Raw genomic sequence first — 23,265 nt, forward strand, 5'->3', positions numbered from 1 at the left:
GGCTGTCTTTACTTTTGAGCGGGCGTGCTTATGATTTTGCAACAGTGGCTTACTCTTCTGTTTTCCTCAAAAAACAAGGAACTGAGGAGAGGCGATTGATTGTATGACACAACCAGACACATATCCTGTGAGGATGATACATAGATGGGAAAACAGCAGCATTCAGCATTCAAAACGGCCGTGTCCGGCCCGGCGGCCGCCATGGAACTGGACCGGATCATTGTCAAAGGGGCCCGGGAACATAACCTTAAAAACATTGATGTGGAGATCCCCAAAAAACAGCTGGTGGTGTTCACGGGGGTGTCCGGGTCCGGGAAATCCAGCCTGGCCTTTGACACGATTTTTGCCGAAGGCCAGCGCCGGTACGTGGAATCGCTGTCGGCCTATGCCAGGCAGTTCATCGGCCAGATGGAAAAACCCAAGTACGACACCATCCGGGGGCTGTCCCCCACCATTGCCATCGAGCAGAAGGCCGCCAGCAAAAATCCCCGGTCCACCGTGGGTACCATCACGGAGATCTATGATTATCTGCGGGTATTGTTTGCCCGGGTGGGGACCCAGTACTGCATTTGCTGCGGCAATGAGGTGGGACAGGGCCACGCCCAGGGCATGGTGTCCCAGATCATGGCGCTGCCGGCCAAGTCCAAAATTCTGATTCTGGCTCCCGTGGTGGAAAATCGGAAAGGAGAACACAGGGAACCCCTGGTTGCGTTGAAAAAACAGGGGTATGCCCGGGTCCGGGTGGACGGGGTGGTCCAGGATCTGGAAAATGTCCAGACCCTGGCCAAAAACAAGAAACATTCTATCGAGGTGGTGGTGGACCGGCTGATGATCAAGGCGGATGCCGTGTTTGAGGAACGACTCACCGATTCCGTGGAAACGGCCCTGAAACTGGGAAACGGCCAGATCATCGTGCATATCCTGGGCAAAAAAGATATCAAGATGAGCGAAGCCCGGTCCTGCTGCGGCATTGCCTATCCTGAACTCATTCCCCAGATTTTTTCCTTTAACGCACCCCAGGGCATGTGCCCGGAGTGCAACGGTATCGGAACCCTGCTGTCCATGGATCCGGACAAGGTGGTGCCGGACAGGCATCTGAGTATCCGGGAAGGGGCCGTGATCCCCTGGAAAAATTATTTTATTAAAAACCCCCGGTATCCCAATGACAATTCCTGGGGCATGGGCCAGCTCACAGCCATGGAAGAGCAGTGGGGCATTGATTTTGACCGGCCCTGGAAAGACCTGCCCAAATCCCAGAGAGATCTGCTGCTCCATGGCTCCGCCACCCGGAAAATGAAGGTGAACTGGCAGTCGGACAGGATTCAGGCGGCTTTCACAAGAACCCACGAAGGCCTGCTCAACACCCTGATGCGGCGGTACAAGAACACCCAGTCTGAAAACCAGAAAAAATACTACACCAAGTTCATGACGGCGGCCACCTGCCCGGCCTGTCATGGCAAACGCCTGAGAGACGAGGTGCTTCATGTGAAAATCCAGGGAAAATCCATCATTGATGTCACGGAAATGACGGTCAAAGACGCCCATGAATTCATGTCTTCTCTGAACCTGTCCGGCAGCCGGCAGCTCATTGCGGCGGAGCTGCTCAAGGAGATCGGAGACCGGCTGGGGTTTCTGAGGAATGTGGGTCTGGACTACCTGTCGTTGGACCGCAGCGGCCCCACCCTGTCCGGCGGGGAATCCCAGCGGATCCGTCTGGCATCCCAGGTGGGGTCGGAACTCACCGGCGTACTGTATATCCTGGATGAACCCAGCATCGGCCTGCACCAGCGGGACAATATCAAACTGTTGAAAACCCTTCAGCATCTGCGGGATATCGGCAACACCCTGATCGTGGTGGAGCATGACCAGGAAACCATGGAAGACTGCGACTGGATCGTGGATATCGGTCCGGGTGCCGGGCATCTGGGGGGCCGGATCGTGGCCCAGGGCACCCCGGCTGAGATCCGGGCCAACCCGGCTTCCATCACGGGTCAATTTCTGTCCGGCAAAGAATCCATTGCCGTGCCGGATCTCCGCCGGTCTCCGGATGCCGGAAAATGGCTGACCATTGTCAAGGCCGGTGAAAACAATCTCAAGGATGTGACGGCCCGGTTTCCATTGGGCCTGCTCATTGCCGTGACCGGGGTGTCCGGGGCCGGGAAATCCACCCTGGTCAACCAGATTCTTTACCCGGCCCTGGCCGTGAAACTGCACAGCTCCCAGATGAGCGTGGGCCGGCATGAGACCATCCAGGGACTGGCCCATGTGGACAAGGTGATCAACATCGACCAGAATCCCATCGGCCGGACCCCGAGAAGCAACCCGGCCACCTACACCAAGGTGTTTGATCCCATCAGGGATCTGTTTGCCCAGTTGCCGGAATCCAAAGCCCGGGGATACAAAAAAGGGCGGTATTCCTTTAATGTCAAGGGCGGGCGGTGCGAAGCCTGCCAGGGGGACGGATACATCAAGGTGGAGATGCATTTTCTGGCGGATGTGTTTGTGCCCTGCGAGGTTTGCCACGGCCGGCGGTTCAATAAATCCACCCTGGAAATCACGTACAAAAACCATTCCATTGCCGATGTTTTGGATCTTTCCGTGCACCAGGCCCGGGAACTGTTCGACGCCCACCCGAAAATCACCCAGATCCTGGACACCCTCATGGATGTAGGGCTGTCCTATATCAAGCTGGGACAGGCCGCCACCACGCTGTCCGGCGGGGAAGCCCAGCGCATCAAACTGGCCCGGGAACTGGCCCGGCGAAATACGGGAGACACGTTGTATATCCTGGACGAACCCACCACGGGCCTGCATTTCAGGGATGTGAAACTGCTGCTGGACGTATTGCAGCGCCTGGTCTCCGCCGGCAACACTGTGATCATCATTGAGCACAACCTGGATGTGATCAAGACGGCGGACTGGGTCATGGATTTAGGACCTGAAGGCGGGGCCGACGGGGGCATTATTGTGGCACAAGGGCCGCCGGAACAGGTGGCCCTTGCGGATGAAAGCCATACCGGCCATTATCTGAAAGCAATGCTGGCTTCCCGGGTCAACCGGGTTCATTGTGGGGTTGCTGAAGCGGAATCTCCCATTTTTTCATGAGTTTCCACACCAGGGTCCGGCTTTTGCCGATGCGGCGGGCCACCTCGGCTTTGTTCCAGTGGCATTGATTCAGCAGATCCACCAGGGCCTCCCGGGTCAGGTGCCGGGAGGCCCGTTCATGGGATGGGTCCGGCAAACAAGTCTGCGTTTGGCCGGCACGGGTATTCTGGATTTCAGCCGGCAGATCCGTTTCTGAAATATACGCATTTCCGCAGACCACAAAGGCATGTTCAATGGCATTTTCCAGTTCCCGGACATTGCCGGGCCATGTGTGGGCCATCAACAGTTTCATGGCCCCGGGTGACACCCCTTTGATCTGTTTTTTCTCCCGCTTGCCGATTTTCCGGACAAAATAGTCCGTCAGCAGCACCATGTCTGCTTTACGATCCCTGAGGGGCGGAATCTGGATGGTGAATACCTTGAGCCGGTAAAACAGATCTTCCCTGAAAACCCCTTGCCGGGTAAGATCCGTCAGATCTTTATTGGTGGCGGCAATGATCCGGATATCGATTTTGCGCTTTTTGGTGTCGCCCACCCGTTCGATCTCCCGTTCCTGGAGCACCCGCAGCAGCTTCACCTGCATATACGGGGTCAGCTCTCCGATCTCATCCAGAAAAATGGTGCCTGTATCCGCCTGTTCGAACCGCCCCATATGATCCTTGTGAGCCCCCGTGAACGCCCCTTTGACATGACCGAACAACTCGCTTTCCAGAAGGGTTTCAGACAATGCCGAGCAGTTGACCGTGATCAGGGGACGCTGATTTTCAGAAGCGTGGTAATGGATTGCTTTGGCCACCAGTTCCTTGCCCGTGCCGCTCTCTCCTTGAATCAGCACCGTGGCCCGGCTGTCTGCAGCGGCCCGGATCGCTTCAAATACATTCTGCATGGCAGGGCTTCTGCCGATGATGTTTCCCAGGCCAAAGGCTTCCTGCAGCTGCCGCCGGGCATCTTCTTCCCTTTTTTTTGCCAGGGACAGCTCGGTCAAATCCGTGATGGTTTCAACGATGCCCAGAATATGTCCCTGGGTATCTTTTGCCAGACGGGCATTTTTGATCACGGGGACATCATATCCGTCCTTATGCCGGACAAAACATTCCTTGGCTTCAGTGCGGCCATGGCGCAGGACCCCGCATTCGTGAATATCCGCCGGACACTGTTTGCCGTAGCACCGGCTGCATTTGAGGATATCACAGCGCTGCCCCACGGCCTCCAGGGCGGTAAAACCGGAAATTTTTTCCATGGCCCGGTTCCAGGAGGTGATAATGCCCTGGTCATCCAGGGTAAACAACCCTTCGGCCATGGTATCGATGATCTGATTTAAAAAGTGGACGTTCCACAGTTCATAGGTTTTCACAAATTGTCATGCTCCTTGCACCGGATCAAGTGCTTTTGATCTATCAATGATACACCACCCGTTTTCCCAAAGGGGCGAAACAGACCAGGGCCAGCCTGAAATGGGCAAATCCGAACGGAATCCCGATAATGGTGAGACAAAGGCTGGCACCGGCCAGAATGTGGGAGATGGCCAGCCAGATGCCGGCCAGGATGATCCACAGAAAATTGGCCAGCCCCGTGCCGACCACGCGGGCGTCCCCCACATCCCGGGCATCCACCAGATCTTTGCCAAAGGGAAACGCGGCAAACCCGGCGATCCGGAATGCAGCCCAGGCAAAGGGGATGCCCACCACCGTGATGAACAAAAGCCCGCCCGTCAAAATCCACAACAGCCAGGCAATCAAGCCGCCCCCGAAAATAAACCATAAAATATTGAGTATCAGCGTCATACAATGTCCTTTGGTATCCATTTGCGGCCATTTTGCCGGGTTATGCCCTATGATGTATTTAAAAATACAAAATTAGCACCCGGCCCTTTTTTTGTCAAACACAGGTTTTGCCGCTTCCCGGCCAAAGAGACCCTCTGGAATCCGACACAAAAAAACTTGATTTTGACGGGGTATCCCTATAGCCTATGCAGTGAATTTTGGCTGAAAATTAAAAGAGGGACCCATGAGAAATCACAAACGCAGCGTCATGATATGGCTGCATTGATCCGGGATATGAACCGGGCCATTGCCGAAGCGGATCAGTTTATCGCACACCTGTAACCTTACCTTTACCCGCTTTTCCAGGAGAAGATGAATCATGAATGTAGACGGTAAAGAGATGCGGCCCATCTGGTTTGACCCGGACACGGAAACGGTCCGGGTCATTGACCAGCGGTGGTTGCCCCATGAGTTGATAATCAAGGACCTGACCCATGTGGACGAAGTGATTCACGCGATTCGGGAAATGGTGGTGCGGGGCGCCCCTCTCATCGGTGCCACCGGGGCGCTGGGGGTGTATGTCATACTGGTCCAGAAAGGAAACCGGGGAATGGATGACGCCTGGTTTTCCTCCCAGTGCGACGACCTGAAAAACGCCCGTCCCACGGCCACGAACCTTCGCTGGGGCGTAAACCGGGTCCAGGCAAAAGTGATGGAAAAGACCTCCCATGAAACGCGGATTCAAGCGGCGCTGGATGAATCTTTGGCCATTATGGAAGAAGAGGCGGATAACTGCCGGAAAATCGGTACCCATGGGCTGGAGCTGATCCGGGAAACAGCCGATCGAAACCCGGGCCGGCCCGTGAATATTCTGACCCACTGCAATGCCGGATGGCTGGCCTGCATCGAATACGGCACGGCCACCGCCCCCATCTACGCGGCCCATGATGCGGGAATCCCGGTCCATGTGTGGGTGGATGAAACCCGGCCCTTAAACCAGGGGGCCCGCCTGACGGCATGGGAACTGGGCAAACACGGGGTCCCTCACACCGTGATCACGGACAATGCCGGGGGGCATCTGATGCAGCACGGCCGGGTGGACCTGGTGATCGTGGGCACGGACCGGACGACCCGGACCGGAGATGTGGCCAACAAGATCGGTACCTATCTCAAGGCCCTGGCGGCCAGGGACAATGATATCCCTTTTTACGTGGCCCTGCCGGCCTCCACGTTTGACTGGGACCTGACCGACGGGATCCGGGAGATTCCCATTGAAGAACGGGACCCGGATGAAATCCGGTATGTCCGGGGATGGCATGATGATGCCATGATTCAGGTGCGGATCACCCCTATGGACAGCCCGGCGGCCAACCATGCCTTTGATGTGACACCGGCCCGGCTGGTGACCGGGTTTATTACGGAAAGAGGGGTGTGTGATGCATCGGAAAGCGCCATCACGGCATTGTATGCCGATCGATTCAAGAATGACTGATAATTTGTTTGGGAACCTATGATAACGGATTTAGAAAAAAAAGTGATTGCCCTGCTCCAGACCGACATTCCAGTGGTGCAACGGCCGTTCAGGCAGATGGCTGAAAAAATCGGTGTGACCGAAGAAAAATTTCTGGAAGTGCTGACGGATCTCAACCAGCGGGGGATCATCCGGCGGTTCGGAGCGACATTGAAACACCAGAAATCCGGTTTCAAAGCCAATGCCATGGTGGCCTGGAACGTGGATGAATCCCGGGTGGAGCAGGTGGGCATGGCCATGGCACAGTTTGATGAAATCACCCATTGCTACAGCCGGAATCCGGCGCCGGGCTGGCCTTATAACCTGTATACCATGGTTCATGCCGCCAATGAGGACCAGTGCCGGGCGTTGGCGGAAAAGATTTCCCAAACCGTGGGAGAGACCGATTATATCCTGCTTTTCTCCAGAAAAGAGCTGAAAAAAACATCCATGAAGTATTTTGAAGATTGAGTGCTTCCATGCCGGATGGGCCCCATGTGCTGTGTGTGAATCCCTGGATTCATGATTTTGCTGCCTTTGATTTCTGGTTGAAACCCCTGGGGTTGCTGACCCTGGCCGGGTTGCTGCGTGATGCCGGAGTCCGGATCAGTTTTATCGACTGCCTGGACCGGTTTCATCCAAAGGAGACAGGCCCGGTGAAAACCGCATGGGACGGCCGGGGACCGTTCCGGAAAACCCCGATCCTTCCGGCGGATGTGATCCCGCCCTCGGCCGGCCCCCTGCCCCGGACACGAAAACAATTCTTTCGTTACGGCATTCTGCCTGACTGGTTTAGAAAAGATCTGGAAGCGTTGGACCCGCCGGACCTGATTCTGGTCACATCCCTGATGACCTACTGGGCCTCCGGCGTCACGGAAACCATTTCCGTGATCCGGTCCGTGTTTCCGGATGTTCCAATTGTCTTAGGGGGAAAATACGCCACTTTATGCCAGGAGCATGCCGCCGCCTTTTCCGGGGCAGACCTTGTGATCACGGGCCAGGGGGAGCCGGCCCTGGAAAATATGATCACCCGGTTCACCGGCCGCCCTCTTTTTTTGAATGACCGGCCGGATAATCCGCCGTTTCCGGCCCTGGACCTGTGTTCAAAGCTGACGTTTGCACCGGTTTTAACGACCCGGGGGTGCCCGTTTTCCTGTGAGTACTGCGCCTCTTCTTTTCTGGAACCCCGCATGGTCCGCCGGTCCCCGGACCGGGTGTTTGAAGAGATCTGTCACTGGCACCACCAGCATCACATAAAAAATTTCGCATTTTATGATGATGCGCTGCTGGTGAACGGACCCAATCATGCGTACCTGCTGATGGAAAAAATCATTAACGCCGGCCTGGACCTGTTTTTCCACACCCCCAATGCCCTGCATATCCGGGAAATCACCCCTGAAGCGGCCGATCTCATGTTCCGGGCCGGATTTAAAACCATTCGTCTGGGACTGGAAACGGCGGCCTTTTCAAAAGACCGGCAATACGATGTCAAGGTCCGGGCCGATGAATTTTTCCGGGCCGTGAATGCCTTGAAAACAGCCGGATTCGACGCACAGCAGATCGGGGCGTATCTGTTGTGCGGCCTGCCGGACCAGAATCTGGATGATGTGGCCGCGTCAATGGCGTTTGTCAAAAAAGCCGGGGTGTTGCCCGTACTGGCCTTTTACAGCCCCATTCCCCACACCCCGCTGTGGGAAACGGCCGTCTCCGGGGCCCGGTTCGATCTTAACCGGCACCCGGTGTTCACCAACAACAGCCTGTTTCCCTGTGTCCGGTCTGAAGCGGACCGGGCGCGGATTTCCCGATTGAAAAACCAGCGGGTTTCAGATATAGTTTAACCGGATGCATTGGGCATCTGCTTAGTTTTTCCGAATCAAGGGAATAAATCATCATGATCGTATTTGATCTGGAATGCATCAACGGCCATGCGTTTGAAGGGTGGTTCCAGGACAAGCAGGAGATGGAAACCCAGCAGGAGCAAGGTCTGCTGCAATGTCCCGTCTGCGATACCACCGCCGTGGTCCAGAAGCTTCACCCCATTGCCATCAGGACCTCGGCACCTGTCCGGGCCCGATCCAATGAGGCACACCAGGCATTCCAGGCCGGCCAGGAAGCCATGGCCGAACTCACGGACCGGGTGGCCAGGTTTGTGGAAAACAATTTTGAAGATGTCGGCACATCCTTTGCCAAAGAAGCCTTGAAGATGCATTATGGGGCATCTGAACATCGCAGCATCCGGGGGACCACCACGCGTGAAGAGGAAAAAACACTTCAGAAAGAAGGGGTGCCCGTGATCAAAATCCCTGTTTACAAAAAACCAGACGAGGAGTTCAATTAATGATACGGTTTTCCAGCGCTTTTTCCCATATTTTTTACAGTATCGTGACGGTGCTGGCCGGTGTTTTTCTTTTTGCCGGATGCACGGGCTATGGGTTCACCATTTCTTTTGACCAGGTAAACGGATTAAAGGAAACGGATCCCGTGATGTTTGAGGAAACCCGGGTCGGACAGGTGAAAAAAATCACCTATACCAAAGACGCGGTCTTCCTGGTGTCCGTTGAAATTGCCGGTCAATTTTCAGACTGCGCCACAGAAGATTCCCGGTTTTTCATCGGACAGGGACCGGATGAAATGGCCGGCAAAGCTGTGATCATTGAACAGGCCCGGACGGGCGGCACAAAAATCCCCGCCGATGCCGTGGTTGACGGCAGCCCGGCATCTCCGGCTGCGGCCGCCGCCGCTTCCATGGATGAGATGTGGCAGTCGTTGGGAAAAAAGATGGCCGACATGATGGCACAGATTGAAACCATTCCGGAAACCGAAGAATATCAGGCCATGAAAGATGCCATGGCCGAACTGGAACAAAAGCTGAAAGACTCCGGACAGAAAATGAGCGATACCCTGAAAAACGATGTTCTCCCTTTGCTGGAAGAAAAGATCAAGGCATTGTCAGACAGCCTCCGGCAGCAGGGGAAGGAAAACAAGGCAGATGACCTGGAAAAGGATTTTGGACGGCTTCAGGATATTTAGCCATTCGCGTTCATTCTGACTGTTTCCGGAGTCCATAACCCCTGTGTCACTCTTTTTTGATAATATTTCTTCAGACAGCAAGGTCTTTATCATACCTGGAAAATGATCATAAACAGGATCACCCGGGGGCTGAGACTGAATCATTCAGCACTCAAAGCAAAAATTTATGACATGCCGCACTCCATCCGGGAGATGACCAATTCAAATCAGGTAATATAAGGTCATGACCGGTTCATTTCAATAGTACTGCCGAATATATCCGAACGCCTTGTCGAACAGATCTTGGTCCTTGACCTGGTACTTCACGTAAATCACCTTGCGAAGGGCTTTCTGAACCTCGCGCTCTCCGGCCTTGGTGTTTTGCCAGCCGGGAAAACGAACCAGCCGCACGATCTCGTCAATGTCGGTCACGATCCGCTCGACCACCATCGGCGTCTTGCCGTTCTTCACCTCGGCGAACAACTCTGTCAGGGCCGCTTTGGCCTTGGCCTGTTCATCGACCGGGTCCACCTGCTTCTCGGCCTGAACGACCTCTTTGGCCAGGGTCAGCAGCTCTTTGAGGAAATCGAGGCTGTGGAGCAGGCCCTGTTCGTGCCGTTCCTTGAGCTTTTCGAGGCGTTCCCCCAGGGCGATAAACTCCGGATTGTCCTTGTGCTTGCGCAGGCGGGCGATGAGCTTGATCTCGATTTCCCTGGATTTCTTGTCCGGGTCCTTGGCATCGAGCAGTCCTTCGAGGACCTCGGCGTCCATCACCAGGGTGTCCAGGTCGTCGCGTACCGTCTCCAGATGCACGTTCTCATGCACCAGTTCGATGGTTTTGGCCCCCAGGGCGTGCCAAAGCAGCTTGCCGTTGCCGCTCGGCGGCTTCACCGACTCATACACCTGGGTCAACCACTTGTAGTCCTTTTCATAACGGCCGAGACAGGGATCAGGTGACAGCGCCTCCCACAGACGGGAGAGCATTGAGTATTCTGCCGCGAACTTGTCCCGGGTCTCGTTATCCGGCAGACAGTCCTGCGCCGCGATCAGCCCCTCGTAGCCGCCGACGGTGCGGTCCACCCTGGGGAAGAACGAAAGACTCTTCGCCACCACGCCGGGCAGCTCTTTCTTGAGCTCATCCAGATTGGTGATGACCTTCTGCACCGCCTTTTCATCGAAATCGAGGGCCGTGGCCACGTCATCGAAGATGCCCAGGTAATCCACGATCAGGCCATGGGTCTTGCCGGGATAGACACGGTTGGTGCGGCAGATGGCCTGCAGCAGGTTGTGGTCCTTCATCGGCTTGTCGAGGTACATCACCTGCAGAATGGGCGCATCAAATCCGGTCAGCAGCTTGGAAGTGACAATCAGGAACTTGAGTGGGTCATTCGGGTCGCGGAAACGGTCGAGGAGCTTTTCCTCCTCATCCTTGGCCAGCTTCCATTCCGCGTATTCATCGGACTTTCCGCCCTGGGTGTGCATGACGATGGCGCTGACTTCCGGGCCTATCAATTCGTCCATGGCCTTCTTGTAGAGCACACAGCACTCCCGGTCGAAGGTCACCACCTGGGCCTTCAAGCCGTTCGGTTCCAATTTATCCTGAAAGTGTTTGACAATGTGCCAGCAGATGGCTTTCACCCGGGCCGGGGCCTTGATCAGCACCGCCATTTTGGCGGCGCGCCTGGCCAGGTCGTCACGATCCAGCTCGCTCAGCTCATCGGTCATCTGTGAGTAAGCTTCGTCAATGGCGTCCTTGTTGATATGCAGCTTCACGTCCACCGCCTCGAAATGCAGCGGCAGCGTGGCCTTGTCCCGAATCGAGTCCTGGAACGAGTAGCGGCTCATGTAGCCCTGCTCATCCTCGTCCGCGCCAAAGGCCCAGAAGGTATTTCGGTCCCGCTTGTTGATCGGCGTGCCGGTCAGGCCAAAGAGAAAGGCATTGGGCAGCGCATCCCGCATCTTGCGGCCCAGATCGCCTTCCTGGGTGCGGTGCGCTTCATCCACCATCACGATGATGTTCGAGCGCTCGTTCAGGCGGCCGTCCGCCTCGCCGAACTTATGAATGGTGGTGATGATAATCTTGCGGGTATCCGCCGCCAGCAGGTTTTGCAGCTCCTGCCGGGTGGCCGCTCCGATCATGTTCGGAATATCTGCGGCATTGAAGGTAGCGGTGATCTGGGTGTCCAGATCGATGCGGTCCACCACAATCATCACTGTGGGGTTGCCGAGCTTGCGGTGCATCCGCAGCTTTTGTGCCGCAAAAACCATGAGCAGCGACTTGCCCGAGCCCTGAAAATGCCAGATCAGGCCCTTCTTGGGGTAGCCCTTGACCACGCGGGCCACCATCAGGTTTGCGCCTTCGTACTGCTGGTAGCGGCAGATGATCTTGATGCGCCGGTGTTTTTTGTCGGTGGCGAACAGGGTGAAGTTCTGTAAAATGTCCAGCACCACATGGGGGCGCAGCATGGAACGGATCGAATGCTGCACGTCCGAAATCGTTCCCTCGGCCTTGTTCCCGCCTTCGTGCCACGGCCCCCAGATATCGATGGGCATGCGCACCGAGCCGTAGCGGTAGCACTTGCCCTCGGTGGCAAAAGAGAGGACGTTGGGCACGAACATCTGCGGCACGCTCTGTTCGTAGCCGTTGTGGATATCACTGGCCCCATCCACCCAGGTCACTGCCGGACGTACCGGCGTCTTGGCCTCGCCTATCACCAGCGGGATGCCGTTGACCAGCATGACGATGTCGAAGCGGCGGCCGCCTTCCTTGACCGGATAGACCCACTGGTTGGTGACCACGTAATCGTTTTTGCCGAGATTCTCAAAGTCGATCAGGCGCACCGGCGTATGTTCGCCGCGCTCACCAAAGGGCATGGACTTCTCGCCCCGCAGCCATTCGGCAAACAACTCGTTAGCCCGAACCAGGCCTTCGCTCTGCACCGACAGCGGAATGGTCCGAAGGCGGTAGAGCACCTCGTCGGCGCGGTCGGGCTGGGCCTTGATTTCCGGGTTCAGCCGGATGAGGGCGTCGCGTACCATCGACTCCAACAGCACGTCGGAGTGTTGACGGGGCAGCTCGTCGGCCGACACGAAGCGCCATTTTAAGTTTGAAATGTGAAGTGTGAGATGTGAATCAAGATAATCGGCTTGCGACTCGGCAACGCACCACTGGCTGTCTTTGTCAGTCAAAGTGTCCAGCACGAGTTGTTCAACCGTATTTTCCTCGTTGAAGTAGGTCATTTCTGTCCGCCTCCTGCCAATGAGGAAAGTTTTCTGCTCGTCAAACGTGCCAGAATGTCATCACTGCCTAATTTCGCTTCGGCCAGCCTGCGGGCAGCAAACTCCCTCCATTCAATAACCCCAGGCGACTGGAAAGAATCCCAGAGCACTCGCATTGTTGCCATGCACTCTTCTGAAAACTTTTTGAAGTCTTCAACGCTGATGTAAAAAACATCTCCCGTATGAGGCTCCGCAGCAGAATGTAATTTGTCCGACGTCGAGCAAAATACGACCGAGAAACTTACTCCTGGGTGTTCTGCTGCGAGAGTGTCAGGATGAGCCTTGGCCTCTAGTGTTTTTTTCTTTGACACAACAGGATTATCACCAGTTGCTGTGTAATCCTCAAAGACAATTCCTCGTCGCCCAAAGATCCACCAAGGGTCTGGATCACCGGATCGCTCAGTGTTTCCCGATTCAAAACCGATCAGGCGACCGAGCTTTACCTGCGCTTCTTCAAACGGCTTCGATTCCCTGCTTGTAAGCCCTTCCCGGATGTCCTGGAAATATTTTTCGATTTTTACGCTGCCGGACTTTCCAAAACGTTCGAGGAGTCCTTCTATGCGCTCAATGCGCTCTCCATAAATGACATCGACAGATACTTCCTGTGTCTGGTTGGAGAGCAGCTTTTGAATTTGTTTGAGCCATGGCAACGTACTGGCGCATGAAAAGGCTGCCGAAAAATGTTCCTGGGCTACCTGTGTTTGATCCGCCTGGTACGCTGCTGAGCCAGCAAGGTAATTCCAAAGAGCAGAATATCCCTTCAGGTCATGTCCTCCGGCAAAGCTGGCCAACACATCTTTTGCTGAAGAGAGCGCATTGTCAAAATCACCCGACCAAAGGGCATCGTGAAATTTCACTTCGTGGACAACAGAGTTCCCAAGCTGACTTGCCGATGGTATGGACAATTGGGTCAGTTCGTCTCTTGTTTCCAATATATGGTTATCGGCTGATTTCCACTCTGGTCCGTGGGCAATGAATATGTCAATGTTATCCCCCAGCTCAGAAGGATTATCGACTTTTGATTGATCTACTCCAAAATTAACTTCTGCCTGAAGTTCCGGATGCAGTGTTTCTCTCTTTTCCGGCATATGGAAATACTGATGCACCTTGTCGCCGATGATAACCACGAGCGCATAGTCGGTTGATGAGCGTGTGCATCTTCCCACAGCCTGAGTGATCCTGGTGCGGATGCGAACCTGGAAAAGGACAGAGGCCCCCAGTCGGCTGATGATGAAACGCTCCTGAAGATTTGTGGATTCCGGAAGACCATAAATAATCAAGTATCTGCATTCGTCTCCAATCAGATCGATTCCATCATACCTGTTCGCCAGAACCGCTATGGCGGAACCGGCCTGGGTAAATGATTTTTTCGACGACTCCAATTGTGCGGCGTCAAAGAGGGTATGACTCTGCGTCGCAGGAAGTGACTTAATGGCCATTTTGACTTTGTCAGCGTCACGGTTGCTCGGAGTGAGGACCAGGGCTCTATCAAATTTCGTAGTCCAGGATATTGCGAGACTCAATGAAGCCGCTTCATCCAATCTTCGCATTGGAAATACAAAAAAACGACGGCCGATGCCCTGCTTGTCCCAGCCCTCAGGAGCAGGTATCCGTTCGATCTTTTTACGGCCGAAAATCCTTTCCAGGTCCCCACCCTCACCGAGAGTTGCAGACATATAAATACGCTGTCGTGCATTCTGAAAGGGCGCAAAGCTCTTGGTAGGGGCTACCAGAGGGCGAATGAGAATTGAATTGCTGGTGTAATAGAGATGGCAGGCGTGAAGGTGATCTCTGATCATGCGCCATCGATAACCGTATTCCTCCGGGCTTTCATCGTCTCTGGAGGCATTGTCAATCGCTGCTGTCAGTGCTGTTCTGCACTTGAGTAAATAAGGCGTCGGAATCTTGTTGACGAATGACGTATCAAGCGATCCCTCGTTGCCCTGGTCGTAACGGAGTTGGTCATTTTCTGTGGTGTACGGCGCGATGATCTGCCAGATTGTACCGAAGGTGGATTCATCCTCATAACGCCGAACCTCCAATGACCAGAAACTCGACACATAATTCTCAGCAGCGTGGGCATCGTCAAAAATGAGTGTATGAACGTTGCTGAAAAACGGATTTGTGTTGAACAGAGCGCTATAGGTGGCAACACCTATTGATTCGCAATTGTTGAAAGCGGTCTTGTCAGCCTCCGGGTACTGGTGTTTCGAGCCCGAAAAATCAAGTGCATTGATTCCGTATTTTTCTTTGGCCTGTTCAACGACCTGATGGACAAGCTGTTTGGTAGGACAAAGCATTACACATCTCTCCCGTTTTGTTCTTCTCCGCCATTCCGCGATCAGAAGACCAACCAGGGTCTTGCCGCTGCCCGTGGGCAGTTCAAGTGCGATATCACGATTGTCGACATGGTCCATGTAGTTGCGGAGCATGTCGGCCTGCTGCGCAAGAAGGCCTTCTACGGTACGGTCCCGCAGATCACGGAACAACGACTCAGGATTTTTGATGGATACCGAAGATTTCTGGGGGATTTTAAATACCATAGAATAAGACTCCTTGGATTTTGTTGTATGCGCCACCATAACAGGCGAATTTTTTGGCGACAATGTTCGAAGTCACACTTCCGCAGAGCGTGTCGAGAACCATCTGTTCGACCGTTTTTTCTTCGTTAAACATGGGCGGCTCCTCCGTGTATCAATTCATTCGAGAGCTGTTTTGTGAGAACTCGCAGCATGTTGATCTGGCTTGTAAGTTCGTCTATTCGCTGATATACATTCGCGACTCTAAGCGCAATGGTTTCTTGAAGATCACGCGGGGGCAAAGGTACTGATAGTGATCGTATGTCCTGCTGCGAGATGTTCTTCATGGCCCCTCCGGTGCCAGTAGCACAACCCATTATTTGATTTCTCAGGGGGCGAGCTCGCAAAGCTTCAAACATGAAACGCCTGTTTGCTTTGCTCTCATCCAATATGAGCTGGAGGGTTTTGTCACACAGCATCAGATTGGGATAATCCGCAGGTGTGAGGCAAACCCTTCCAACAAGATCATTTGTATTACAGCGCGTTATCAGCAATGCACCTTGATTAACGCTGTACTGCGGCAAGAAATCTGTTGAGTTAATAAGGCGTTTGTTCTCTTCAGGCTCAAATCCGTTTGGCCCAACGGCACTGACCTTCAAAACGCCAAATTCATGCTTTTCTGCTGGCGTGTTGACCCCAACAACACTCTTACCGGCAACAATGGATTTCAGGATGGTTCCAAATTTCTGCCAATGGTATTTTTCTGAACAGACTTCATTAATGCGCATCGAATCAAGTAGCTGTGTGGCTTTCTGGCGAGAAACGATGTTTTTTCCCACCGCCTCATCCGCTGCCCACAGGATCTCGGCAATGCGCTTCTGTTCATCAAGGGGCGGCAGCGGGAATTCATACTTGGCGATATCCGGCCAGTTGATATAGGGATTAGTTGAACCTTTCGATTCCCGTATCGAGTGTTCTGTGAATGAATCCGTCAGCATCAAGAACGGCAGCAATTCCTGCATAAGGACGTTTGGGTTTTTGGTTTCACAGACAAAAGTCGTGTTAGCTGTAATACCATCGAAGTCGGCAATAGCGACTTTTTTCAGATAGGTTCGGCGCGATCCATAGAGTACCTGGCCTTTGCGAAAGATGCGGTGAAACGCCGGTCCTACATAATCGATCCCGAATTCACCCCATCGGTTGATATGAATATCCTCAGAATCCATATGGCCGCCTTCCACATACCGTTCGAATGGATTGTTGTCGCGATCAACGCTCTCCTTGCATTGGCGCACAACATCACCAAACTTAACCATCTTCCAGCCGGGCTTCAGTTTAGTCATACGCCACCCCCGTGCCGATACTCCTGATTCGGGACTTTAACGCACTGATCCAGCTTTCTGTGCAGCATGGAAATCAGGGTGAGGTAATCAGCGGCGTCGGTCTCTCCCTGCCACAGGATTTTGGGACCATGTGCCAGCGGGTTACGGATCGCCGCTGAACATCCCTTCAGAAGCTGCGCAAATCCCTTATGTTCCGATTTTTCAGTTTCAGTCTGAAGGGTGTTGAAGACAAGAGATGGCTTTTCAACCGAGAAAACCCTGTCAATCAGGTTGGCACCATCGGCCTCAATGCCGGAAAGATCACGGATTCTCTGGAACAATCCTTTGCAGGCTTCAAACACTGCGTGGAAGTAGTTTTCCTGCATCAGTTCTGGCTGGCAGTATTTGTAGACTTCAGGGTGAGTATTGCGGGGGGCCAACTTGTTACGGACACCTTGAGCTCGCGCTTCTGCTTCATCCAGGGTTCTGGCCTGAGTTGTATGTCTGAATTGGCCGTCCTTGCCGTATTCGAGGCCATGCAGAATTAACACGGCGTTCAGTTCGCAGCGATGGTGTTCGAACTCATCTCGTTTTCCCACAAAGCGAGTTGGGACAAGGTAGGATCTGATAAAAGCAAGAATCTGGTTCGCGCTTTTTGTCGTTACCTGGCTTTTCAGAAATACCGCATTAATCCGCCGCCACTTGGTGGATTCGCCAGACTCATCAAGCAGGCTGTTCGCCTTGAAATATCGACTGATGTCTGTTCCTGATCCGGCCTCTCCAAGCACTTTGGCAATGGCCTCAACTGTACCTGGGTCAAAAGGAGGATGCGCACTCACTTTTCAATCCCCTCCAGCAAGGCCGCAATCTCTTCCGGCTGGGGCAATTGCCCTTTCAGCTCTTTGGGCAGCGTCCTGGTGATTTCATATGTGGCCACGCCGATGGGTTTGCGGGCGTCGTGCAGGGTGTACTCGACGATGGTGCGGCTCTTTTCCTTGCAGAGGATGATGCCGATGGAAGGGTTCTCGTCCTCCTGCCGGACCTGCCGGTCCAGTGCGGTCAGGTAAAACTGCATCTTTCCGACGAATTCCGGCCTGAATTTTCCTATTTTCAGCTCGATGGCCACCAGGCAGCGCAGACGACGGTGAAACAGCAAGAGGTCGATGAAGAACTCTTCGCCGTCGATCTCCAACCGGTACTGACTCCCCATGAAGGCGAACATGCCGCCCATGGCCCGCAGGAAATCCTCGATCCGGGCGATGAGCGCCCGTTCCAGCTCCCGCTCTCCGTGTTCCTCGCCCAGTTCCAGAAAATCGAAGGTGTATTCGTCTTTCACCGCCAGCTTGGCCTGGGCACGAAGCTCGGGCGTGAGCGTCTGATCAAAATTAGTCTGGCCCAGCAGGGATTTTTCATAGCTCTGGTTGTCGATCTGATGGATAAGGACATTCTTGGACCAGCCGAATTTGCGGGTCATGCGGATATAGAATTCACGTTCCAGTGGGTCCTTGCACTTACTCATGATGGCGAGATTGTGAGCCCAGGCAATTTCTCCAACCAGTGGTTGGAGTTTTTCATGGCCGCTGTATTCCAGATAAAACTGGCGCATGTACCAGAGGTTCTGCACTGAAAATCCGCTGACTCCGGGAAACTCCTGCCGCAAGTCCTTAGACAGGTTTTCCACGACCGACCGGCCCCATCCGGACTTCTCCTGACGTTCGGCGATCATCCGCCCGATATCCCAGTAAAGTCTGACCAGCTCCGCATTGACCGCTTTCAGTGCGGCGTACTGAGCTGAACGGACGCGCTCTTTCACCTCGGCGAGAAGGTGCGCGTAATCCGGGCCAGGATTGTTTTTTGTCAGTTCTTTCATCCCTCGCCCTCCTAAAGAAACCTTTGGCCCTGTGAGGTCAGACGTTGAAGAGGCCATTCATGGACAATCTTCCAGCACGGCTTCAGAGAACGTTCATTCATGGCACAGCTCCCTGCTCAAGGACGTCCATGGGTGTTAACCTGTTTTCCCGCATCCATACAAGCGCTCTTTGCCACCGCTCGGCAGGTATTCGCTTCTTGTTTTCATGCCAGTTGTTCAAAACTTCCTGGACAATCTGGTCATCAGAAGGAGTCGTTCCCTGATCCAGAAAATCATGCCAGGCACTGAAAAGGGTTGCCACAATTTCACACTGTTCAGTAGTAGCGGCTCGAAGTAACTTCAATATATCGGAGATATACTCCCTTTCCCTAGAAAAATACCGTTCGAAATATTCTTCATGGCCACCGAACTTTTTCCCTTTCAGGTATTCGACCCGTTTTTCTTCTTTTTTTATTACAAACCACTTATTTCCCGTAAAGATCCTATCCGTTGACCGTCTGGCCTTGGGATCATAAGGGCCGGCAGCCTGACGCAGGTGGTAATGCTCCAGGGCTTCACTCAAACCGAGCATTTTCTCACAGAGAAAAACGATCTTTTCATGCTTTACAGAGCCAAAGGTGGGTTCCATGTGCAGTTTAGAGGCAACCTCCGCAGCCAAAACCGCGCGTTTAAAGGCTGGTTGAACGACTTTTTCCTTGTGAGACGCTTCCTTGGCTGCTGCCTTGCTTGGTGCAACGGTTTTTGAGGAGATTCCTTCCAGAATTCCAAACAGGTCGTCCATTGATTCCCGCAAGGCCTTCGAGTTTTTCTGCCAGTCAGCAACAGCCTTTTTGAAGCTGACAGTTTCGCTGCTCTCCTGACCATTGCTGTTGCCCACCCGCACATACAGCGGAATGCTGAGGTTGCTGCCCTTTTTCCCGATCTCGTGATTGCCGACCACCCGGGCAAAGCCGTCCTCATCACCGAAAGCCTGGTAGGCAGCGACAATGCGCCGGATATGATCCTCAATAAGGAAGCTCTGTGCCCGCTCGCGGGTCACCTCGTTTACCGCGTTGATGAAAAGCACCTTGTTTCTACGCTCCCAGGGCTTGTTCATCCGGCAGATGACGACGCAGGCTTCCATGGGTGAGTTGTAAAAGAGGTTGGGGCCGAGGCCCAGCACACACTCCACTATGTCGTGGGCAACCAGCTTTTCGCGCATGGCCGACTCTTCGTTGCGGAAGAGGACCCCATGCGGAAACAGGATGGCGCAGCGGCCGCTCCTGGCCTTCATGCTCTTGATGATGTGCTGCCAGAAGGCATAGTCGGCCCGGCCCTGGGGCGGGGTGCCGTAAAAGTTCCGGCCCCATGGATCGGCGGACCAGGCATCTCGGTTCCACTGCTTGATGGAGTAAGGCGGATTGGCCAGGACCACATCGAACTGCATGAGCCGGTCGCCTTCGACAAAGGCCGGATTGGCCAGGGTATCTCCCCGGACAATGCTGAAGTCCTCGATGCCGTGCAGAAACAGGTTCATCCGGCCGATGGCCGAGGTGAGCAGGTTGCGCTCCTGGCCGAACAGCCTCAGGTTACGCCATTCCTTGTTCTGCCTCTTCAGATGGGCGACGGCGGAGAGCAGCATGCCCGCCGAACCGCAGGTGGGGTCATAGATCGACTCTCCCGGCCTGGGTTCGAGCATCTCGGTCATCAGATGAACCACGGTGCGGTTGGTATAGAACTCTGCAGCAGTGTGGCCGGAATCGTCGGCGAACTTCTTGATCAGAAACTCGTAACCCTTGCCCAGTTCATCTTCCGGGCAGTTGGAGAGCGAAAGCGTCTGGGAGCTGAAGTGCTCGATGAGTTCGCGCAGCATGTGATCCGGCAGGCGGTCCTTGTTGGTCCACTGGGCATCGCCGAAGACCCCGTACAGTGTGTCGGGATTGGCCGTCTCAATGGCCCGCAGGGCGACCTGGATGGCCTTGCCCACGTTTTTGACCTTGGTGCGGGTGGCCTTCCAGTGGACGTCTTCCGGGATCTGGAAGCGGTGCTGTTCGGGAAGTGCGGCATATTCCTGATCGCCGCCGGACTCCTGCAGCGCATCGGCCAGCTCCTCGTCATACACGTCGCACAGGCGCTTGTAGAACAGCAGCGGGAAGATGAACTGCTTGTAGTCCCCTGCGTCGATGGTGCCGCGCAGCAAGGTGGCCGCGCCCCAGAGATAGGATTCCAGCTTCGATTGAGAAATGTGTTTGTTCTTTTTCACAACAAACCCTCACATTCCAACAGAGCCTTGAGTCGATCCTCAGCCGCATACGCCGCCTGCAACGATTCTTTGAGATTGACAATCGCCTGTTCGATGGTTATTGATTCTTCCTCAATCACCGGCTCCACGTAGCGGGGGATGTTCAGGTTGAAATTGTTCTCGCGGATCTCGTCGAGCGTGACCACCCGGCAGATCCCTTCCACATCCTGATAGTCCTCGTACCAGAGATGGATGTTGTCCACGTGTTGCGGCAGCAGCTCGTTCTGGGCGCGGCCAGTCTTGAACTCTTTCGAGGCGTCTATGAACAGCACCTTCTGGCGGTGGGCCCTGGGCTTGCTGTCGCGGAAGACCAGCACACAGGGCGCAAGACCAGTGCCATAGAAAATGTTCTGGCCAAGACCGATCACCGCTTCGAGGATGTCCATCTCCAACAGCTTGCGCCGGATCTCGCCCTCCCTGGACATGCGGAACAGCACCCCATGGGGGAGCACCACAGCCATGCGGCCGGTCTTGTGGGCCATGGACTTGACCATGTGCTGAACCCAGGCGAAGTCGCCGGACCTGGCTGGCGGCAGTCCGGCAAAGTTGCGGCCGTAGGGGTCGTTGACCCAGACGTCATCCCCCCACTTTTCCAGGGAGAACGGAGGATTGGCGATGACGCAATCAAAGGTGGCGAGGCGGTCGCCCGAATAAAAGGCGGGCAAGCGCAGGGTGTCGCCGCGTTCGATATGGAAATCTTCCGCACCGTGGAGAAAGAGGTTCATCCGAGCGATGGCGGATGTGGTCAGGTTCTTTTCCTGGCCGTAGAGCTTGCCCAGCATGAGGTTTTCGTCGCCGCCATGCGCTTTGACAAGGTGCAGCGCCTCGAGGAGCATACCGCCGGTCCCGCAGGCCGGGTCATAGATGGTTTCTCCGGCCCTGGGTGCAAGGATGCGGACCATCAGCGCCACCACGGAGCGCGGGGTATAAAATTCACCGGCCTTCTTGTTGGTCAGATCGGCAAACTTCTTGATCAGGTATTCATAGGCCTGGCCGAGAATGTCCGCCTTGCAGTGCTCATTGCCCAGGTTGAGCGACGAGAAGTGTTCGATCAGGTCCTTGAGCAGCGCGTCCGAAAGGCGGTCCTTGTTGGTCCATTGGGCATCGCCGAAGATGCCGTGCAGGGTGTCCGGGTTGGCCTGCTCGACACACCGCATGGCCTTCTGGAGCGAATGACCAATATTGGCGCTCTTGGTCCGGATATCTTTCCAGTGGCAGCCCTCCGGAACCTGAAACCGGTGGTTTTCGGGGAACTGGGCAAATTCCACGTCGCCGTCGGACTCTTCCAGAGCCACGGCATACTCCTCGTCATAGACGTCGGAGAGCCGTTTGAAGAACAACAGCGGGAAGATGTAGGTCTTGAAGTCAGCCGCGTCGACAGGTCCACGCAGGATATTGGCCGCTTCCCAGAGATGCCCGAAGAGGTTTCCGACATCCAGGTCGACTGAATGGTTATTTCCGTTCTTCCTGCTCATTCAGCGTGATCCTGTCTTCTCTTGTCCGCTGCGCCGCCAGCCTTCACCCACTCGTCGACCTCGTCTTTCTTGAACTTCCAAAGACGGCCCATACGATGGGCGGGCATTGTATGCTTGTCGATCCAGCGGTAAACGGTATCACTGCTGACACCGAGGTATTTGCCTATCTCGTATACTGATAACCAGCGATCTTCCATCTGGGTCATTTATCTATGTCCTCATGGGCAATTGCCACGCCAGAGGCGGTAACGGGGATGCAGGACAAAGATTCCCCAATTTAAAATTTCCGGATCAGCACCACGCCCGCGGTAATCAGGGCGATGCCCAGGATTCTCAGCCAGGAGATGGACTGCACGGGCACCCCCAGCAGGCCATAATGATCCAGGGCCACGGCCATGAGCAGCTGGCCCGCCACCACCAGGCTGAAGGTAAGGGTGGCCCCCAGCCGGGGGGTCAAAATGATCACGGACGTCACATAAAACGCCCCCAGCAGCCCGGCCAGCCAGACCCACCACTCAATGCCGGCTGCCTGGCGCACGGCTGTAAAGTCCATGCGCAAAAAAAGGCCATATGCCAGCAGTCCCAGGGTGCCCACAAAAAATGAGATCAGGGCCGCATACACGGGGTCCCCGATGGCCCGGCCCATTTTTCCGTTGAACCCGGCCTGGACCGGGGCCATCATGCCGGCCACAAGGGCCGTGAGCAGCCATAGCAGTTTCATTTCACGTTCCTTTTACTGATCCGCCAGGATCGTGACATTCACTTTCCGGTTCCGGGGCCCGTCAAATTCACAAAAAAAGAGGGATTGCCAGGTCCCCAGCACCAGATCGCCGTTTTCCAGGGCCACCATTTCCGACGGTCCGAACAGGCTGACTTTGATGTGGGCCGCGGAATTGCCTTCCAGATGGGTGTACCCGTCATCCCAGGGAATGATTTTGTTGAGGGTCTTTAAAATATCCACCGGGACGGCCGGATCCGCATTTTCATTGATGGTGACCGCGCCCGTGGTGTGCAGGGAACAGACATGCACCAGCCCGTTTTGGATGCCGGAATCCTTTACCACCTGCCGCACTTGACGGGTGATATCTATCATCTGGGTTCTGCTGTCCGTTTTGACACCAATAATCATACG

19 protein-coding genes are annotated in these 23,265 nt (G+C 54.7%); 6 read left to right on the forward strand and 13 right to left on the reverse strand.

Going from position 1 to position 23,265, the window contains the following annotated elements; translation table 11 throughout:
- Positions 1 to 144: 144 nt before the first annotated feature.
- Positions 145 to 3,105 (forward strand): excinuclease ABC subunit UvrA, encoded by a 2,961-nt coding sequence (gene uvrA / locus DPO_RS21385; RefSeq protein WP_006968463.1) that lies wholly within the window; start codon positions 145 to 147, stop codon positions 3,103 to 3,105.
- Here the strand turns inward: uvrA and DPO_RS21390 are convergent.
- Positions 3,053 to 4,459 (reverse strand): sigma-54 interaction domain-containing protein, encoded by a 1,407-nt coding sequence (locus DPO_RS21390; RefSeq protein ID WP_006968464.1) that lies wholly within the window; start codon positions 4,457 to 4,459, stop codon positions 3,053 to 3,055. The genes uvrA and DPO_RS21390 overlap by 53 nt on opposite strands.
- Before the next feature lie 43 nt (positions 4,460 to 4,502).
- Positions 4,503 to 4,889, reverse strand: a complete 387-nt coding sequence (locus DPO_RS21395) for a YccF domain-containing protein (protein ID WP_006968465.1) — start codon at positions 4,887 to 4,889, stop codon at positions 4,503 to 4,505.
- A gap of 358 nt (positions 4,890 to 5,247) precedes the next feature.
- Between DPO_RS21395 and mtnA the strand changes: the two genes are divergently transcribed.
- From mtnA to DPO_RS21425, 5 genes are read left to right on the forward strand one after another with little or no spacing between them, the layout of a single operon-like run.
- Complete coding sequence (gene mtnA / locus DPO_RS21405) at positions 5,248 to 6,360, forward strand: S-methyl-5-thioribose-1-phosphate isomerase (protein WP_006968467.1); 1,113 nt, start codon at positions 5,248 to 5,250, stop codon at positions 6,358 to 6,360.
- Between the two features lie 18 nt (positions 6,361 to 6,378).
- The gene (gene ahbB / locus DPO_RS21410) at positions 6,379 to 6,849 is read left to right on the forward strand and encodes a siroheme decarboxylase subunit beta (protein ID WP_006968468.1); all 471 of its coding nucleotides are present in this window, start codon (positions 6,379 to 6,381) and stop codon (positions 6,847 to 6,849) included.
- An 8-nt stretch (positions 6,850 to 6,857) separates the two neighbouring features.
- Positions 6,858 to 8,216 carry a B12-binding domain-containing radical SAM protein gene (locus tag DPO_RS21415; protein WP_006968469.1) on the forward strand — a complete coding sequence of 453 codons (1,359 nt, stop codon included), beginning with the start codon at positions 6,858 to 6,860 and terminating at the stop codon, positions 8,214 to 8,216.
- Between the two features lie 53 nt (positions 8,217 to 8,269).
- The gene (locus DPO_RS21420; protein WP_006968470.1) at positions 8,270 to 8,716 is read left to right on the forward strand and encodes a DUF1178 family protein; all 447 of its coding nucleotides are present in this window, start codon (positions 8,270 to 8,272) and stop codon (positions 8,714 to 8,716) included.
- The gene (locus DPO_RS21425; protein ID WP_006968471.1) at positions 8,716 to 9,408 is read left to right on the forward strand and encodes an MlaD family protein; all 693 of its coding nucleotides are present in this window, start codon (positions 8,716 to 8,718) and stop codon (positions 9,406 to 9,408) included. Before DPO_RS21420 ends, DPO_RS21425 begins: the two co-directional genes overlap by 1 nt.
- A 237-nt stretch (positions 9,409 to 9,645) precedes the next feature.
- Here DPO_RS21425 and DPO_RS21430 read toward each other — a convergent pair whose 3' ends face one another.
- The 11 genes from DPO_RS21430 to DPO_RS21475 all read right to left on the reverse strand — a co-directional run bounded on the left by DPO_RS21430 (position 9,646) and on the right by DPO_RS21475 (position 23,262).
- Positions 9,646 to 12,627, reverse strand: a complete 2,982-nt coding sequence (locus tag DPO_RS21430) for a type I restriction endonuclease subunit R (protein ID WP_006968473.1) — start codon at positions 12,625 to 12,627, stop codon at positions 9,646 to 9,648.
- Positions 12,624 to 15,209 (reverse strand): DEAD/DEAH box helicase, encoded by a 2,586-nt coding sequence (locus DPO_RS21435; protein WP_006968474.1) that lies wholly within the window; start codon positions 15,207 to 15,209, stop codon positions 12,624 to 12,626. The genes DPO_RS21430 and DPO_RS21435 overlap by 4 nt, the downstream gene beginning before the upstream one ends.
- Positions 15,199 to 15,342 carry a hypothetical protein gene (locus tag DPO_RS25590; protein WP_006968475.1) on the reverse strand — a complete coding sequence of 48 codons (144 nt, stop codon included), beginning with the start codon at positions 15,340 to 15,342 and terminating at the stop codon, positions 15,199 to 15,201. The genes DPO_RS21435 and DPO_RS25590 overlap by 11 nt, the downstream gene beginning before the upstream one ends.
- A complete protein-coding gene (locus tag DPO_RS24215) occupies positions 15,335 to 16,528 on the reverse strand; it encodes a restriction endonuclease subunit S (RefSeq protein WP_006968476.1) in 1,194 nt (397 codons plus the stop codon). Before DPO_RS24215 ends, DPO_RS25590 begins: the two co-directional genes overlap by 8 nt.
- Positions 16,525 to 17,346: a TIGR02391 family protein gene (locus tag DPO_RS21445; RefSeq protein ID WP_006968477.1), complete on the reverse strand. Its 822-nt coding sequence runs from the start codon at positions 17,344 to 17,346 to the stop codon at positions 16,525 to 16,527. The genes DPO_RS24215 and DPO_RS21445 overlap by 4 nt, the downstream gene beginning before the upstream one ends.
- On the reverse strand, positions 17,343 to 18,377 hold the full coding sequence (locus DPO_RS21450; protein ID WP_006968478.1) for a PDDEXK nuclease domain-containing protein: 1,035 nt from the start codon (positions 18,375 to 18,377) through the stop codon (positions 17,343 to 17,345). The genes DPO_RS21445 and DPO_RS21450 overlap by 4 nt, the downstream gene beginning before the upstream one ends.
- Positions 18,378 to 18,474: 97 nt before the next feature.
- Positions 18,475 to 20,619 carry a type I restriction-modification system subunit M gene (locus DPO_RS21455; protein ID WP_006968479.1) on the reverse strand — a complete coding sequence of 715 codons (2,145 nt, stop codon included), beginning with the start codon at positions 20,617 to 20,619 and terminating at the stop codon, positions 18,475 to 18,477.
- Positions 20,616 to 22,133: a type I restriction-modification system subunit M gene (locus DPO_RS21460; protein ID WP_006968480.1), complete on the reverse strand. Its 1,518-nt coding sequence runs from the start codon at positions 22,131 to 22,133 to the stop codon at positions 20,616 to 20,618. Before DPO_RS21460 ends, DPO_RS21455 begins: the two co-directional genes overlap by 4 nt.
- Positions 22,130 to 22,330: a helix-turn-helix domain-containing protein gene (locus DPO_RS21465; protein WP_328284788.1), complete on the reverse strand. Its 201-nt coding sequence runs from the start codon at positions 22,328 to 22,330 to the stop codon at positions 22,130 to 22,132. Before DPO_RS21465 ends, DPO_RS21460 begins: the two co-directional genes overlap by 4 nt.
- An 80-nt stretch (positions 22,331 to 22,410) precedes the next feature.
- Entirely contained in the window at positions 22,411 to 22,854 is a 444-nt protein-coding gene (locus DPO_RS21470) for a DMT family transporter (RefSeq protein WP_006968482.1), read from the reverse strand.
- A 12-nt stretch (positions 22,855 to 22,866) separates the two neighbouring features.
- Positions 22,867 to 23,262 (reverse strand): secondary thiamine-phosphate synthase enzyme YjbQ, encoded by a 396-nt coding sequence (locus tag DPO_RS21475; RefSeq protein ID WP_006968483.1) that lies wholly within the window; start codon positions 23,260 to 23,262, stop codon positions 22,867 to 22,869.
- Between the last annotated feature and the right edge of the window lie 3 nt (positions 23,263 to 23,265).

It is taken from the genome of Desulfotignum phosphitoxidans DSM 13687 (assembly GCF_000350545.1).
GTDB classification, from domain to species: Bacteria; Desulfobacterota; Desulfobacteria; order Desulfobacterales; family Desulfobacteraceae; genus Desulfotignum; species Desulfotignum phosphitoxidans.

Coding starts and splice junctions, on each gene's coding strand:
- DPO_RS21450 (WP_006968478.1), bottom strand. CDS start 18,377: ATGAAAGAACTGACAAAAAACAATCCTGGCCCGGATTACGCGCACCTT.
- DPO_RS21415 (WP_006968469.1), top strand. CDS start 6,858: ATGCCGGATGGGCCCCATGTGCTGTGTGTGAATCCCTGGATTCATGAT.
- DPO_RS21470 (WP_006968482.1), bottom strand. CDS start 22,854: ATGAAACTGCTATGGCTGCTCACGGCCCTTGTGGCCGGCATGATGGCC.
- DPO_RS21425 (WP_006968471.1), top strand. CDS start 8,716: ATGATACGGTTTTCCAGCGCTTTTTCCCATATTTTTTACAGTATCGTG.
- DPO_RS24215 (WP_006968476.1), bottom strand. CDS start 16,528: ATGACTAAACTGAAGCCCGGCTGGAAGATGGTTAAGTTTGGTGATGTT.
- DPO_RS25590 (WP_006968475.1), bottom strand. CDS start 15,342: ATGTTTAACGAAGAAAAAACGGTCGAACAGATGGTTCTCGACACGCTC.
- DPO_RS21460 (WP_006968480.1), bottom strand. CDS start 22,133: ATGAGCAGGAAGAACGGAAATAACCATTCAGTCGACCTGGATGTCGGA.
- DPO_RS21420 (WP_006968470.1), top strand. CDS start 8,270: ATGATCGTATTTGATCTGGAATGCATCAACGGCCATGCGTTTGAAGGG.
- DPO_RS21395 (WP_006968465.1), bottom strand. CDS start 4,889: ATGACGCTGATACTCAATATTTTATGGTTTATTTTCGGGGGCGGCTTG.
- mtnA (WP_006968467.1), top strand. CDS start 5,248: ATGAATGTAGACGGTAAAGAGATGCGGCCCATCTGGTTTGACCCGGAC.
- DPO_RS21430 (WP_006968473.1), bottom strand. CDS start 12,627: ATGACCTACTTCAACGAGGAAAATACGGTTGAACAACTCGTGCTGGAC.
- DPO_RS21435 (WP_006968474.1), bottom strand. CDS start 15,209: ATGGTATTTAAAATCCCCCAGAAATCTTCGGTATCCATCAAAAATCCT.
- ahbB (WP_006968468.1), top strand. CDS start 6,379: ATGATAACGGATTTAGAAAAAAAAGTGATTGCCCTGCTCCAGACCGAC.
- DPO_RS21465 (WP_328284788.1), bottom strand. CDS start 22,330: ATGGAAGATCGCTGGTTATCAGTATACGAGATAGGCAAATACCTCGGT.
- uvrA (WP_006968463.1), top strand. CDS start 145: ATGGGAAAACAGCAGCATTCAGCATTCAAAACGGCCGTGTCCGGCCCG.
- DPO_RS21475 (WP_006968483.1), bottom strand. CDS start 23,262: ATGATTATTGGTGTCAAAACGGACAGCAGAACCCAGATGATAGATATC.